10 protein-coding genes are annotated in these 13,874 nt (G+C 72.1%); 9 read left to right on the top strand and 1 reads right to left on the bottom strand.

Going from position 1 to position 13,874, the window contains the following annotated elements; genetic code table 11:
• Positions 1 to 548: 548 nt before the first annotated feature.
• From ACZ7GX_RS32500 to ACZ7GX_RS32480, 5 genes are all read left to right on the top strand, one after another.
• Entirely contained in the window at positions 549 to 2,546 is a 1,998-nt protein-coding gene (locus tag ACZ7GX_RS32500; protein WP_498782282.1) for an ABC transporter ATP-binding protein, read from the top strand.
• Complete coding sequence (locus ACZ7GX_RS32495; protein WP_498782280.1) at positions 2,543 to 4,330, top strand: ABC transporter ATP-binding protein; 1,788 nt, start codon at positions 2,543 to 2,545, stop codon at positions 4,328 to 4,330. Before ACZ7GX_RS32500 ends, ACZ7GX_RS32495 begins: the two co-directional genes overlap by 4 nt.
• Positions 4,323 to 5,405 (top strand): alpha-hydroxy acid oxidase, encoded by a 1,083-nt coding sequence (locus tag ACZ7GX_RS32490; RefSeq protein ID WP_498782278.1) that lies wholly within the window; start codon positions 4,323 to 4,325, stop codon positions 5,403 to 5,405. The genes ACZ7GX_RS32495 and ACZ7GX_RS32490 overlap by 8 nt, the downstream gene beginning before the upstream one ends.
• A 507-nt stretch (positions 5,406 to 5,912) precedes the next feature.
• Entirely contained in the window at positions 5,913 to 6,704 is a 792-nt protein-coding gene (locus ACZ7GX_RS32485; RefSeq protein ID WP_498782276.1) for an integrase core domain-containing protein, read from the top strand.
• A 54-nt stretch (positions 6,705 to 6,758) separates the two neighbouring features.
• Positions 6,759 to 7,439, top strand: coding sequence for a hypothetical protein (locus tag ACZ7GX_RS32480; protein WP_498782274.1), 681 nt, complete (start codon positions 6,759 to 6,761; stop codon positions 7,437 to 7,439).
• On the opposite strand, the gene ACZ7GX_RS32475 is transcribed toward ACZ7GX_RS32480, so the two are convergent.
• On the bottom strand, positions 7,334 to 7,813 hold the full coding sequence (locus tag ACZ7GX_RS32475) for a hypothetical protein (protein WP_498782387.1): 480 nt from the start codon (positions 7,811 to 7,813) through the stop codon (positions 7,334 to 7,336). The two genes, ACZ7GX_RS32480 and ACZ7GX_RS32475, sit on opposite strands and share 106 nt — an antisense overlap.
• Before the next feature lie 374 nt (positions 7,814 to 8,187).
• On the opposite strand from ACZ7GX_RS32475, the gene ACZ7GX_RS32470 reads away from it, so the two are divergent.
• The 4 genes from ACZ7GX_RS32470 (at position 8,188) to ACZ7GX_RS32455 (ending at position 13,714) form a co-directional block, all read left to right on the top strand.
• Positions 8,188 to 11,469: an ATP-binding protein gene (locus ACZ7GX_RS32470; RefSeq protein ID WP_498782272.1), complete on the top strand. Its 3,282-nt coding sequence runs from the start codon at positions 8,188 to 8,190 to the stop codon at positions 11,467 to 11,469.
• 53 nt (positions 11,470 to 11,522) lie between these two features.
• Entirely contained in the window at positions 11,523 to 11,837 is a 315-nt protein-coding gene (locus ACZ7GX_RS32465) for a hypothetical protein (RefSeq protein ID WP_498782270.1), read from the top strand.
• Positions 11,837 to 13,249, top strand: coding sequence for an aminotransferase-like domain-containing protein (locus tag ACZ7GX_RS32460; protein ID WP_498782268.1), 1,413 nt, complete (start codon positions 11,837 to 11,839; stop codon positions 13,247 to 13,249). Before ACZ7GX_RS32465 ends, ACZ7GX_RS32460 begins: the two co-directional genes overlap by 1 nt.
• A gap of 72 nt (positions 13,250 to 13,321) precedes the next feature.
• Positions 13,322 to 13,714 (top strand): hypothetical protein, encoded by a 393-nt coding sequence (locus tag ACZ7GX_RS32455; RefSeq protein ID WP_498782266.1) that lies wholly within the window; start codon positions 13,322 to 13,324, stop codon positions 13,712 to 13,714.
• Positions 13,715 to 13,874: the final 160 nt, after the last annotated feature.

The raw sequence follows: 13,874 nt of genomic DNA, 5'->3' as shown, positions 1-13,874 counted from the left end.
CGTTGGACGCCATCTCGGCATCGAGCTCGGCGATCCGCCGACGAGTGCGACGTTGTCGATGCTGGTCGTCTCCAGCAGCTGCCCGGTGGCGATCAGCTCGTCGCAGCGCCAGGTCAACGCAGGCAGAGCCGAGCCGTTGGACACCGTCGCCGGTGACAACGACTACGGCGACGGCACATCCGGCGGCGCGCACCGACGACAGCCCTCGTTCAACTCACCGCCCGGGACATCGTCCTTGCCGGCCAAAGTTCCCCATAACCGCGCGACTTCCACCGGACACACGAGACGCCATCCGGATCACCGTCGTCAACGAGCCGCTGGACCGACCGGAGCAACATCCGGTGAGGTGCGCGAGAAGACCGTGCGGATCCACGAAATCACTTCCTTGGAGGTGCTCGCACCCCTGTGCTTGTATGCCCCGGGGACTCCTGGCAGCCGGTTGAGGATCGGTGCCCGTACGACGTGAGAAAACGCGGCAATGCACCTGCGGCCGATTCGACGAGCGGTTGGTCGACGAACCGCACCACCAGAGGATCCGCGGGAGCGCCATGACGACCGGAACACCTCCCGCGACGGCCGGGTTGCGCGTCACGTGGGCGAACTGGGTGGACGAGGCGGTGCGGCCGCGGTTGCGGATCGCGAGGCTGTTGCCGTCCGGTGGTGTGGGGCTGGTCGTGTTCCTGGCCGTGCTCCACTTCGTGTTGGGCCTGTTGCCGGTGGCCTTCGTGGTCGCGACGAGCGTGATGCTCGGCGAGGTGCCCGCCGCGGTCGGCGGCGGGGTCGGCAGCGCGGCCTGGGACCGGCTGACCTCGATCTTCCTGCTCGCCGCCGGCGCGTTCCTGCTCACCCAGATCCTCACCCCCGTGGGCAACGCCCTGGGCCAGCAGTTGCGGCGACGGGTGGACAGCGCGCTGCGGGACGACGCGATGGCGTTGATGCTGCGGCCGGTCGGCACCGGACCGTTGGAGGACCAGCGCACGCTGGACGAGCTGAACGAGGCCGTGCGCGCTTTCGAGCGCGACTGGGGCACACCGGGGCAGGCGTGTTTCGGCCTGGTGGCGCTGATCGCCCGCTACACCCGGCTGGTGGCGCTGGTGGTGGCCATCGGGCTGACGATCGGTTGGCCCGCGGGGCTCGGGGTCGGTGCGGCGGTGCTGGCGTTCCGCTACGGCCAGCGCGGCGGGCTGCGCAAGTACTCGCGGGTGGGGCGCGACCTCATCGGCAGGATGCGCGAGATCGGTTACCTGCACGAGCTCACGATGACCGACGTGGCGGCGAAGGAGATCCGGGTGTTCGGCCTCACCGGCTGGCTCGCGGATCGCTACGCGGCCGTGTGGGAGACCGTGCGCAACACCTTCGAACGTGCGCGCCGCCGCGTCTACCTGACCCCGTACCTGCTGCTGACGGCGCTGGGCCTGTTGGCGGCGGGTGGCGCGATGGTGTACGCCGCCCAGCTCGCCGCGACCGGGCGGGTGGGCCTGACCGCGTTGGCGCTCGGGGTGCAGGCGGTGGTGCTGGCGATCTCGCTGGGCGGCTACTACGCCGAGGCGGACACCAGCACCCAGTTCGCGATGCTGTCGCTGACGGCCCTGCAACGGTTGCGCGACCGGCTGGACGAGTTGGACGACGGTCAGCCCCCGCCGGGTCGGGCGCAGGTGCCGCCGGGCACGCCGGCCGCGTCGCTCAGGTTCGACCGCGTCGGCTTCCACTACCCCGGTTCGGACCGCACCGTGCTCGACGGCATCGAGCTGGACCTGCCCGCCGGGCGGTGCACGGCCGTGGTTGGCGTCAACGGCGCGGGCAAGACCACGCTGGTGAAGCTGCTCGCGCGGCTGTACGAGCCGACATCGGGTGCGGTGCGCGCGGACGGCGTGGACATCGCGGAGTTCGACCCGGTGCTCTGGCGGCGTCAGATCGGCGTGATCTTCCAGGACTTCGTGCGCTACGAGCTGACCGCGGCGGAGAACATCGCGCTGGGCGCGGCGCACGTCCCGGTCGACCGCGCGGTGGTGCTGCGCGCCGCCGAACGCGCCGGGATCGCCGAAGCACTGCTCGCCCTGCCCGACGGCCTGGACACGCCGCTCTCGCGGGCCTACCCGGGCGGGACGGACCTGTCCGGCGGGCAGTGGCAGCGGATCGCCATCGCCCGTGCGCTCTACGCCTTGGATGCGGGTGCCACGGTCCTGGTGCTGGACGAGCCCACCTCGGCGCTGGACGTCCGCGCCGAGGTGGCGTTCTTCGACCGGTTCGTGGAGCTGACGCGCGGGGTGACCTCGCTGCTGATCTCGCACCGGTTCTCCAGCGTCCGGCGGGCCGACCACATCGTGGTGGTGGACGGCGGGCACGTGGTCGAGCGCGGCACGCACGACGAGCTGATCGCGGCGGGCGGCCACTACGCGCGCCTGTTCGCCTTGCAGGCGAAGCGGTTCGCGCACGGCCTGGACGACTCGGAAGCCGACGACGTGCCGGACGGTGACACGGCCACCGGGTACCCGGCGGTCGACGGCGCGGCGGCGGACGCCGTGGTGGAGGGGGTCAGCCGGTGATCGAGGTCGTCCGCGGTGGCTGGGAGCTGTTCCTCATCGCCTGGCAGGAGAGCCGGTACCGGTTGGTGCTCGCCGTCGTGCTCATGATCGCCCAGGCGTCGGCGATGCCGCTGGCCGCGCCCGCCCTGGCCGCGCTCACCGACTCGGCGCTGGCCGGCGACGTCCGGGGTGCGACCGTGGCGGCGGTGCTGGTCGTGGTCGCGGTGATCGCCGCGCTCACCGCCGGGCACTTCGCCCACATCTTCTACTTCGAGCTGGGCGACCGCGCCGTGCCGCGCCTGGAGCGCGAGCTGATCGAGATGACCAACGGCTCGGCCGGGTTGGAGCACCACGAGCGGCCCGAGTACGCCGACAAGATCCAGCTGCTGCGCCAGGAACTGCACCGGGCCGGGTGGGGCTCGATGGAGGGCCTGCTGAACAGCCTCGGCCTGCTGGTGGCGATCTCGATCACCGCGATCCTGCTGGCACGGCTCAACCCGCTGCTGTTGCTGCTGCCGCTGGCCGCCGTGCCGCCGCTGCTGCTCGGGCGGCGGGCGGAGTCGATCGTCAACGCCGCACGCGAGCGTTCGGCACCGCCGTCCCGGCACGCCAAGCACCTGTTCGAACTCGTCGCGAACGCGGCCTCGGCCAAGGAGCTGCGCGTCAGCGGGCTGCAGTCGGAGCTGCGCTCGCGCCAGCGCCGGGCCTGGGACGAGGCGTCGGCACAGCTGTGGCGCGGTGAGCGCCGGGCCGTGGTGCTGCGCACCAGCGGCGAGCTGTTCTTCGCGGTGGCCTACGTGCTGGGCACGCTGCTCGTGCTGCGGGACGCGGTGGCCGGTCGCCGCGGCGTGGGCGACGTCCTGCTCGTGCTGACCTTGGCGTCCCAGGTGAACCAGCAGGTGACCTCGTCCGTCGCCACGTTGCAGGAGATGCAGCGCACCGGGCGGGTCATGGGCAACGTGCGCTGGGTCCGCGCGCTGGTCGCGAGCCAGGCACCTCCCCCGCCCGACCGGGACGTGCCCCGACGCATCCGCGAGGGCATCGAGGTGCGTGGTGTGTCGTTCACCTACCCGGGCACCGACCGGCCGGTCATCGCCGACGTCGACCTCACCCTGCCCGCCGGCGGCACGGTCGCGTTCGTCGGTGAGAACGGCGCCGGGAAGACCACCCTGATCAAGCTGCTGTGCCGGTTCTACCCGGTCACCACGGGCACGATCTCGTTGGACGGCACGGACTTCGCCCGCTTTCCCGTGGACGGGTGGCGTGCCCGCGTCGCCACCGGGTTCCAGGACTTCGCCCGGTTCGAGCTGCTCGCCCGCGAGAACGTCGGTGTCGGCGAGCTGGCCGAGATCGAGTCGGCCGACGCCGTGCACGACGCCCTGCGCCGCGCACGCGCCGAGGACGTCCTGGACCGCCTCGAGGACGGTGTCGAGACCCAGCTCGGCAAGACCTACGCCGACGGCGTGGAGCTGTCCGGCGGGCAGTGGCAGAAGCTCGCGCTCGGCCGGGCGATGATGCGTCGCGACCCGTTGCTGCTGGTCCTCGACGAACCGACCGCGGCGCTCGACGCGCAGGCCGAGCACCGGTTGTTCGAGCGGTACGCGGCCGGTGCGCGTGAGGTCGGCCGGCGGACCGGTGCCATCACGTTGCTGGTCTCGCACCGGTTCTCCACCGTGCGCATGGCCGACCTGATCGTGGTGGTGGCCGACGGACGCGTGCGGGAACAGGGTTCGCACGACCAGCTCATGGCCGCGAACGGCCTGTACGCCGAGCTGTACTCGATGCAGGCGGCAGCTTATGCGTGAGGTGTGGTCGACGGCCGACGTCGAGCGGTCGGCCGCCGAGCGGTCCGCGCCGGACGTGTGGGACTACATCGCGGGCGGCAGCGGCGAGGAGGTCACGCTCGCCGCGAACCGGGCCGCGTTGGACCGGGTCGCGGTCGTGCCGCGGGCGCTGGTGGACGTCTCGGCCTGTGACACGGGCTGCGAGCTGTTCGGCGTCACGTCCTCCCTGCCGCTGGCCGTGGCCCCGATGGCCTACCAGCGGCTGATCCACGACGGTGGCGAGCGCGCGGTCGCGGCTGCCGCGGCGGCGGCAGGTGTGCCGTACGTGGTGAGCACGCTCAGCTCCGACCCGATCGAGGACGTGGCCGCGGCGGGCGGCACGACGTGGTTCCAGCTGTACTGGCTGCGCGACCGCGAGGTGGTGGTGAAGCTGCTGCGCCGTGCCGAGGAGGCGGGGTGCCGTGCGGTGGTGCTGACAGTCGACGTGCCGGTGCTCGGGCGGCGGCTGCGGGACCTGCGCAACGGGTTCGCGCTGCCGTCGTGGGTCAAGCCGGTGAACACCGACGGCGAGGTCGGCGGACGGGTGCCCGGTGACTCGGTGATCGCCCGGCACACCAGCGCGGTGTTCGACCCGTCGTTGAGCTGGCGTGACCTGGAGTGGATCCGGGCGCACACGAACCTGCCACTGGTGCTCAAGGGGGTGCTCGACGCCGGTGACGCGGCCCGCGCCGTCGACCTCGGGGTGCAGGGTGTCGTGGTGTCCAACCACGGTGGGCGGCAGTTGGACGGTGCGGTGCCGAGCGCGGTCGCGCTGCCGCAGGTCGTCGCCGCGGTGCGCGGGCGGTGCCCGGTACTGCTGGACAGCGGTGTCCGCAGCGGGGTGGACGTCCTGCGGGCGTTGGCGCTCGGCGCGACCGCGGTCTTGGTCGGCAGGCCTGTGCTGTGGGGGCTCGCGGCGGGCGGTGAGCGGGGTGTGGCAGCGGTGCTGGACGTGCTGCGGCTCGAGTTCGAGACGGCCTTGCGCCTGGCGGGCTGCCCAGACGTCGCGTCGGCACGCCGGCTGACCGTCGCCGAGAGTCCGGGTGCCACGACATAGCCGGCCGTGAACCCGTCAGGCGGGTCGCCCACCGCCCTCCGGGGACTGGTCGAGACCGCGCAGCGCACCGCTCCAGGTCGCCGCCACGCACAGCAGCAGGACCCTGTGGGGTTCCAGAACTCCGCCCTCGGGCGCTGAGCTGCAGCGATCGCGCATCATGGGCGGTAGGGGCACGATTATGGAGCGTGGCGTTACGACTGCTGTACCTGATCTTCGCCCGGGTCGTTGGCCGGCTGGTTCTGCTCGGCCGGTCGTCGGCGACCAAAGACGTGGAGCTGCTGGTGCTGCGGCACGAGATCGCCGTGCTTCGTCGGGCCAACCCTCGTCCGCGACTGGATTGGGCCGATCGTGCGTTGCTCGCCGCGTTGGTGCGACGCCTACCCGGCTGGTTACGACTCCACCGGTTGGTGACGCCGGGCACCGTCCTGCGGTGGCACCGACGCCTGGTCGCACAGAAGTGGACCTACCCGAACCGCACCCGGCCGACTACCGATCGAGGACACGGTCGTGGCGTTGATCGAACGGATGGCGCGGGAGAACGCCGGCTGGGGCTACCGCCGGATCCAGGGCGAGCTGCTCAAACTCGGCCACCGGGTAGCCGCCTCGACCATCCGCCGCGTGCTCAAGCGCCTACGCATCCCGCCCGCACCCGAGCGCGACACCGACACGTCGTGGCGGCGATTCCTGCGCGCCCAGACCGCGAGCATGTTGGCCTGCGACTTCTTCCACGTCGACTGCGCAGTCACCCTCAAGCGCGTCTACGTGTTCTTCGTGATGGAGGTCGCCACGCGCTACGTCCACATCCTCGGCACCACCACCAACCCCGACGGGGCATGGACCACCCAACAAGCCCGCAACCTGCTCATGGACCTCGGCGACCGGGCCGACGACTTCCGGTTCCTCATCCGCGACCGGGCCGGCCAGTTCACCGCGTCCTTCGACGCACTCCTCTCCGGTGCAGGCTTCAAGATCGCGAGAATCCCGCCACGGTGCCCGCGAGCCAACTGTTACGCGGAGCGGTTCGTCGGCACCGTCAGACGCGAAGCCACCGACCGACTACTCATCCTCAACGAACACCACCTGCGGGCGGCCCTGGACCGCTACGCGGCCCACTACAACCACCGCCGACCCCACCGGGCGTTACAGCTCGCACCACCACGACCAGAGGACGGACGCGGCGAAGCCCGCACTGGAGAACCGCGATCGCCGCGCCCTCGACCTCGGTCGCGCGCTGACGGCGATCATTGCCGACCTCATGACGAAAGCGACTGCCGCCGAAGAGAAAGCCACCTCCGCTAAGAACACCGCCAAGGAACTGCAAGACCAACACGACCAGGTCGTTCGCAAGGAGGGGTGGCCACGGCACGCGCGGAGCAGTTCACCAACCGCAGCGCCGACATCACCTCGAAGATCGACCGCGCGGTGGACCAAGGCCTGCTGCCCGACCCGGCCTCTTTGCCTCAGGTCTGCGAGGAAGCGCTCACTGCGGTGCGTTCCGCCGAGGACTTTGTGGAGAGCATCGAAGACTCGGTCCTGGACCTTGAGGAGTCCCTCGAACTGTCCCGGCAGGAGATCGCGGCGCGCAAGAGTGCCGTCCAACTCGCTGGCCAGCGGCATCGTGCTGCCCTGACTGCGGTTCTCGAAGCCGACGCCGCAGCCCGGGAGTTGGCTGACCAGCCTCGGGTGACCGAGTTGTTCGACGGTGCCGAGCTCAGCTTGGAAAGCGATGTGGGTGTGCTCATCGAGGCGTTGCGGACCGCCTGGCGTGGCGCCGACACCGTCCGGATGGCGCTCAAGGTGGAGGAGACGGCGGACGAACGAGCACGATCCGCATTGGACGGCGGCGGGCTGCTACCCGAGCCGACCGACGTGATCGCCGTACGTGAGGCGCTGTCGGCGGCGAACATCCGGTGTTGGACAGGTTGGGACTACCTCTCCGACATCACCGTGGAGTCCACGCGGAGCCGACTCCTGCGCATGGCGCCGCACCTACTCGGTGGCGTCGTGGTGAACGAATCGGACGACCTGGAATAGGTTTCCTTCGCCGACGGCACGATCCGGGTCAGGTGAGCACGCCGCTCAGCGCGCTGGCCTGGGTGCGCCAGCCGACCTGGTTGGGCGTTGTGCTTGCCGAGAACGCCGTCCGTGCAGTTCAGGCGGCATGGTGGTACTCGTTGAGTATGCCACCCAATCGTTGTCGTCGGCAGATGTCCAGTCGGGTGTCGGCTGCTTGATCGGTGGCTGGTTGTGGCAGTGGTTGCAGTGTCTGGCGTTGGCGATGCCTTGGTGGGCCGGTGGGTGTTGTAGAAGTGCTCGTACTCGCGCAGGGCGTGGAGCAGGTGCCGTTGGTTCCGGATCAGCGTTCGGTCGAGGAGTTCACGGCGGCAACTGCGGATCCAGCGCGACATGATCGCGTTCATCCACGGTATCCGGACATCGGTGAGGACGACCTGGATCCCCGCGTGGGCGAGGACGGCATCGAACAGCGCTGGGTACTTCCCGTCCCGATCGCGGATCAGGTACCGCATAGAGCTGCCCGCGTCTTCGAGGTCCATGGCGAGGTTCCTTGCGGCTTGGGTGACCCTGTGGGGTGTCAGAACTCTGCACGGGGATGCTGAGCTGCGAGGATCGCGCACGCTGGCCCTCCAGGGCACGATCGTGAGGTGGGGCGTTACGACTGCTGTACCTGATCTTCGTTCGACTCGGTAACTGGCTGGTTCTGCTCGGCCGATCCTCCGCAGCCAGGGACGTCGAACTGCTGGTACTGCGGCACGAGGTCGCCGTGCTGCGCCAGACCAACCCCCGCCCGCAGTTGGACTGGGCCGATCGCGCGGTGCTCGCCGCGCTGGTTCGCCGACTCCCCCGACGGCTGCGCGAGCACCGGTTGGTGACACCGGGCACCATCCTGCGAGGGCACCGACGACTGGTCGCGAAGAAGTGGACCTGCCCCGACCGGGCAGGGCGCCCGCCGATCGACGACACCACCGTGGCACTGATCGAGCGCATGGCGCGGGAGAACACCGGCTGGGGTTATCGCCGTATCCAGGGCGAACTGCTCAAGCTCGGCCACCTGGTAGCCGACTCGACCGTACGGCGCGTACTCAAGCGCCTGCGGATACCACCCGCTCCCCGGCGCGACACCGACACCTCCTGGCGGAGGTTCCTATCTGGGGTGCACAGCGCGGGAACGCTGCGCGCCGCCGGGCGTCCGATTGTTTCGGGGGCACAGGCGAAACCGCTCGCCGCACGAGGCTCCCACCAGCTACCGTCGTGGATCTACGGGGGTGGGAGCGTGGCCGGTTTACATCTGGTCGGGCGCGAAAGCGAACTCGCGGCTGCGGGCGACGTGCTGGCGCGGGCCGAGGGAGGCGCCGCCCGGCTGCTGTTGTCCGGCGAGCCGGGCATCGGCAAGAGCGTGTTGTGGGAACGCGTGCTGGCCGACGCCGCCGGGCGCGGCTACGCGGTCCTGTCGTGCCGCCCGGTCGAGTCGGAGGCGCGGTTGGCCTTCGGCGGCCTGGTCGACCTGCTCGACCGCGTGCCGGACGACGTCCTGGCCCTGCTGCCCGGGCCACAGCGCACCGCGCTGGAAGTCGCGCTGCTGCGTCGCCAGGCCGACGACGGCGCGGGCGACCCGCGCGCGGTGTGCATGGCGGCGCTCAACGTCATCCGCTCGCTGGCCGCGCGCACGCCGGTCGTGCTGGCCGTGGACGACGTGCAGTGGTTGGACGAGGCCAGCACGCGCGTGCTGGAGTACGTGCTGCGCCGGCTGGCCGACGAGCACGTGGCGGTCGTGGTGTCCGTCCGAGACAAGGAGGGCGACCCCGCGCCGCTCGGGCTGGCCGGGCAGGACGACCTGGTGCACATCCGCCTGGGCGGGTTGAGCATGGGCGCCCTGCACCGGATGGTGCGCTCCGCGTTCGGCCTGCCGCTGCCGCGCCCCACGCTCATCCGGCTCCAGCGGACCTCGGGTGGCAACCCGTTCTACGCCTTGGAGCTCGCCGGTGTGCTCGGTCGCGACGGCGGCGCGACCGTGCCAGGCCTGCCGCTGTCCGCGCCGCGTGCGTTCAGCGAGCTGCTGGCGGACCGGGTGGTCGCGCTGCCGGACCCCAGCCGGGACGCCTTGCTCTACGCCGCGGCGCTGGCGCAGCCCAGCCTGGAGCTGGTGGCCCGGGCACTGGGCGACGCGGAACTGGCCGAGGAGGCGCTGGCCGACGCCGAGGACCACGGCATGGTCGAACTGGTGTCCGGCGCCGTCCGCTTCACCCACCCGCTGCTGCGCTCGGCGGTCTACTCCGCCGCGCCGAACGGGCGACGGCGGCGGGTGCACCGACGACTGGCGGCCGTCGTGGACGATCCCGAGACCCGCGCGCTCCACCTGGCTTTCGGCGCGAGCGGCCCCGACCCTGTGGTGGCCGAGGCGCTGGACGGCGCCGCGCTCGCCGCCCGGCAACGCGGCGCGCCCGAGACCGCCGCCCGGCTGTGGGAGCTCGCGGCCGGCCACGTGGTCGACCCGGTCCGCAAGGCTGGGCTGCTCGTCTCGGCCGCGCAGTGCCTGTTCTTCGCCGGCGACGCGAACCGGGCCCGTGACCTGTTCGAAGCGGCCGTCGCCGACCTGCCGGCAGGGCCGGAACGGGTGGCGGCGCTGCTGGAGCTGGCGGTCGTGGTGTTCTACGGTGACGGGCCGGTCAAGGCCACCGCGCTCAGCGACGAGGCGCTGGCCTCAGCGGACGACCCGGTGCTGCGGGCGACGGCCTACCTGCGCCGGTCGTGGTTCTGCCAGAACGACACCGCCCTGCGCTACCGCAACACCCGGCAGGCGCTGGAGGCGATCACCAGCCACGAGGCCGCGGCGCCCGACGACCTGGTGGCGTGCATCCTGGTCAGCAGCGCCTACTACCGGCTGCTGGCCGGCGAGGGGCTGTGCGACGACGACCTGCGGCGGGCCGCGGCCCTGGTGTCGCCGGCCGACGAGTCCCGCGACGCGCGGATGGCTCGCAGCCTGCTGCGGGTGATCACCAAGTACACCGATCCGGTGCGGGGCCGGCAGGAGTTCGCGCGGTCGCGGCACGCCTCGCTCGACCGGGGCGACGAGGCGGTCGCCATGCACGAGCTGGTCCACCTGACCGAGCTGGACGTCTGGCTGGGCGACTGGTCCCTGGCCGACCGGGAGGCCGCGGAGGCCGTCGACGCCGCCGAACAGGCCGGGCAGCGGCCGTGGATCGCCTACTCGCTCTACACCCGCGCGCTGGTGGACGCGCACCGCGGCGACGACGACACGGCGCTCGCCGCGGCGACCGAAGGGCTGCGCATCGCCACCGAGTTGGACGACTCGTGGGTCGTCGTGCACGTGCGGGCCGTACTGGGCTTCGTCGAGCTGTCCCGGCACGAGCCGGCGGCGGCGAGGGCGCACCTTACCGCGGCACTGGAGGCCTGCGCGGCGGTGGGGCTGGCCGACTTCCCGATCAGCTCGCTGTACGGCGACCTGATCGAGGCGACCGCGGAGCTCGGCCTGGTGGCCGAGGCGGAGGCGCTGCTGGCCGACCTGGAGCGCCGCCGCGACCTCGCGCCGCGGCCGTGGATCACCGCCGTGGCGGCCCGGTCGGCCGCGCTGGTGCGGATGGCGTGCGGTGACGTGGCCGGCGCGCACGAGGCGCTGTGCTCCGCGCCGGTGCTGCCGATCCCGATGCCGTTCGAGCAGGCCCGCACCGACCTGGTGCGCGGCCGGGTGCTGCGGCGGCGCAAGGAGAAGCTCGCGGCACGCGAGGTCCTGCTGGCCGCCGGGCGCGAGTTCGACCGGCTGGGCGCGCCCCGCTGGGTCGAGAAGACCGACACCGAGCTGCGCAGGTTGGGGCTGCGCCGCGACGACGAGCACGGCCTCACCGCCGCCGAGTTGCACATCGCCCGGCTCGTGGCCAGTGGGCTGAGCAACCGGGAGGTGGCCGCGGCGGCGTACGTGACCGCCAAGACCGTCGAGGCGCACCTGAGCCGGATCTACCGCAAGACCGGCGTCGGCTCCCGCCGCGAGCTGGCCCGACTGGAGTTCCTGCGCAAACCGCCGGACTAACTGTGGGGTCGCTCCCCGATTCGTCGGGGGTACCCGGACCGCACGATTGGTGCATGACAGCGACGGAGACGACAGGGCGGCGGGCGACGCGGCTGTTCCTGGTGGAGTGCTACCTGCCCGGTGCGGACCCGGACGAGGTGGCGACCGCGATGCGCTCCGTGGTGGCGGCGGGTCGGGAGGCCGCCGCGTTCGCCTGTTGCCTGGCGATCCCGGGCGACGACAGCTACTTCTGCCTCTTCAACAGCGGCACGACGGAAGACCTGGAGCTGACGTTCCGCCGGGCCGGGGTGCCCTTCGAGCGGATCGTCGAGGCCACCCAGGTCAGCCTGGGCGCGGCGGAGGCAACACTCGCACGACTGGGGGAATGATGCGCAACCCGGAAAGCCTGACGATCCCGATCGAGCTGGACCGCACCACGCACCGCCCGTTGCAGGAGCAGTTGGCCGAGCAGCTGGCCGGGGCGGTCGACCGCGGCCTGCTCACCGTCGGTTGGCGGCTGCCGTCCACGCGGACGCTGGCCGAGCGGCTGGACATCTCGCGCGGGGTCGCCTTGGCCGCCTACGAGATCCTCTACGCCCGAGGTTACCTCGAGGGCCGCCGGGGTTCGGGCAGCTACGTCGCCGACCGCAGGGCGGACCCGCCCACCACGCCCCTCACGCTCCCGGCGTCGACGCGCAACGCCGACCGGATCGACTGCACACCCGGGCGGGCGACCGAGGACGGGTTCCCGCTGGCCGCGTGGCGGGCGGCGTGGCGGCACGCCAGCTTCCAGCCGCCGCCGCTGGGCGAGCTGCCGCGCGGCGGCCTGCCGGAGCTGCGGCGCGCGATCGCCGAGCACCTGCGGCGGACCCGCGGCCTGGCGTCCGACGAGCACGAGGTGCTGATCACCGCCGGCATCTCGCACGGGATGCTGCTGGCGATGGAGACCTTGGGCGGCGGGCGGCCGCGCGTCGCGGTGCCGGACCCGGCTCCGCCGGCGCTGAGACGGGCGGTCGAGCGCGGCGGCGGCACCGCCGTGGCGCTGCCAACAGAACGGGACGGCGGGTGGACCGGCGCGGTGCCGCCGTCCTGCGCGGCCGTGTTCGTCTCACCCGACGGGCAGCCGCCCTTCGGCCCGGTCATGTCGGCGCTGCGCCGCCAGCAGCTGGCTGACTGGGCGCGCCGGGAGGACGGCTACCTGCTGGAGGTGGCCGACGACCACGTCGTGCCCTCCGCCGCGCCGTTGCCCCGACTGCTGCACCTGGCCGGCGAACGCACAGCGGTGGTGGGCGACTTCCGCACTGTGTTCACCCCGTCGCTGCGCGTCGGCTACGTGCTGGTGCACCGCGACATGCTCGACCCGGCCCGGTGCACGCTCCAGGACCACGAGCAGCCGTCGCACACGGCCCAGTCGGCCATGGCGCGGCTGCTGGCCGAGGGCAGCGTCGTGCGCCGCCTGCACCAGCTCGGACGTCTGTTCGAGCACAAGGACGCCGTGGTGCGGGCCGCGCTCGCGCCGCTGGAGCCCGCGGTCCGGCTCGCGCCGCCCGGCGCACCGGGCACGGTCGTGGTGCACCTGCCCGACCGGATCGACGCCGAGCAGGCGCACGCCGAGCTGCTCGGGCGCGGCGTGGTGGTGCCCACGCTGGCGTCGTTCCACCTGCCCGGCCGCCCGACGGGCAACGGGCTGGTCCTCGGGCACGGGCACCTGCCCGACCGGGCGTTGCGCACGGCACTGGGCGAGTTGGTCGCCGTGCTGCGCGCCGCCCACCCCGTGATCGACCGGGCGAGTGGCCTGTAGCACCGGCCGTCCCGGTTCCCCGCGCGGTGATCCGCGCGGTGCAGCACGACGAAACGAAGGGGAGGAGTTTTCGTGAACATCCGCAAGGGAATCGCGGGAGCCGCGCTGGCCCTGGCCGCCGCCGCGCCCGCCGTGACCACCGGCGAGGCATCGGCACTGCCGGCATCCGCGTGGATGCCCGCCTACGGCGCCTACACCGCGGTCTACGACGAGTGGCACGCGATCGTGGGCGAGTCGTCCTGGGAGGACATCTACGTGTCCTGCCAGACGCACGGCCCCGGTGGTGTCTGGGGCACCCAGCTGTACCTGTGGTCTTGGGTTCCCGGCGCGACGCCCTCGGGTGGCGTGTGGGGGTACGTCGACTCGCGCAACGTCGACAACTACAACCAGAACGGCATCTCGGGCATCTCGTGGTGCGTGTACGGCGACACTGGCGGCGGCGAGGGCGGCGGCAGCCCCTGGTGACCCGTCCGAGGCCGGCCCCGCCCCTTCCTGGGGGGAGGGGCGGCGCCGGCCGTCTCGTGGTCAGACCTCCATAAGCTCTTGATCGTCCGGGACACGATGTTCCGGACGCCCGGGTTGGTGGGGTGTGGCAATCAGTCCTCTGCCGTTGGATGGCTCTCGA

The sequence above is a fragment of the Actinosynnema sp. NPDC037264 genome (assembly GCF_055603705.1).
Note: the sequence above shows the minus strand (reverse complement) of the source record. Positions and strands in the feature narration are given on the sequence as shown.

Bases quoted from the DNA above. Each gene is read 5' to 3' on its own strand.
- ACZ7GX_RS32500 (WP_498782282.1), top strand. From the start codon at position 549: ATGACGACCGGAACACCTCCCGCGACGGCCGGGTTGCGCGTCACGTGG.
- ACZ7GX_RS32490 (WP_498782278.1), top strand. From the start codon at position 4,323: ATGCGTGAGGTGTGGTCGACGGCCGACGTCGAGCGGTCGGCCGCCGAG.
- ACZ7GX_RS32475 (WP_498782387.1), bottom strand. From the start codon at position 7,813: ATGTCGCGCTGGATCCGCAGTTGCCGCCGTGAACTCCTCGACCGAACG.
- ACZ7GX_RS32465 (WP_498782270.1), top strand. From the start codon at position 11,523: ATGACAGCGACGGAGACGACAGGGCGGCGGGCGACGCGGCTGTTCCTG.
- ACZ7GX_RS32460 (WP_498782268.1), top strand. From the start codon at position 11,837: ATGCGCAACCCGGAAAGCCTGACGATCCCGATCGAGCTGGACCGCACC.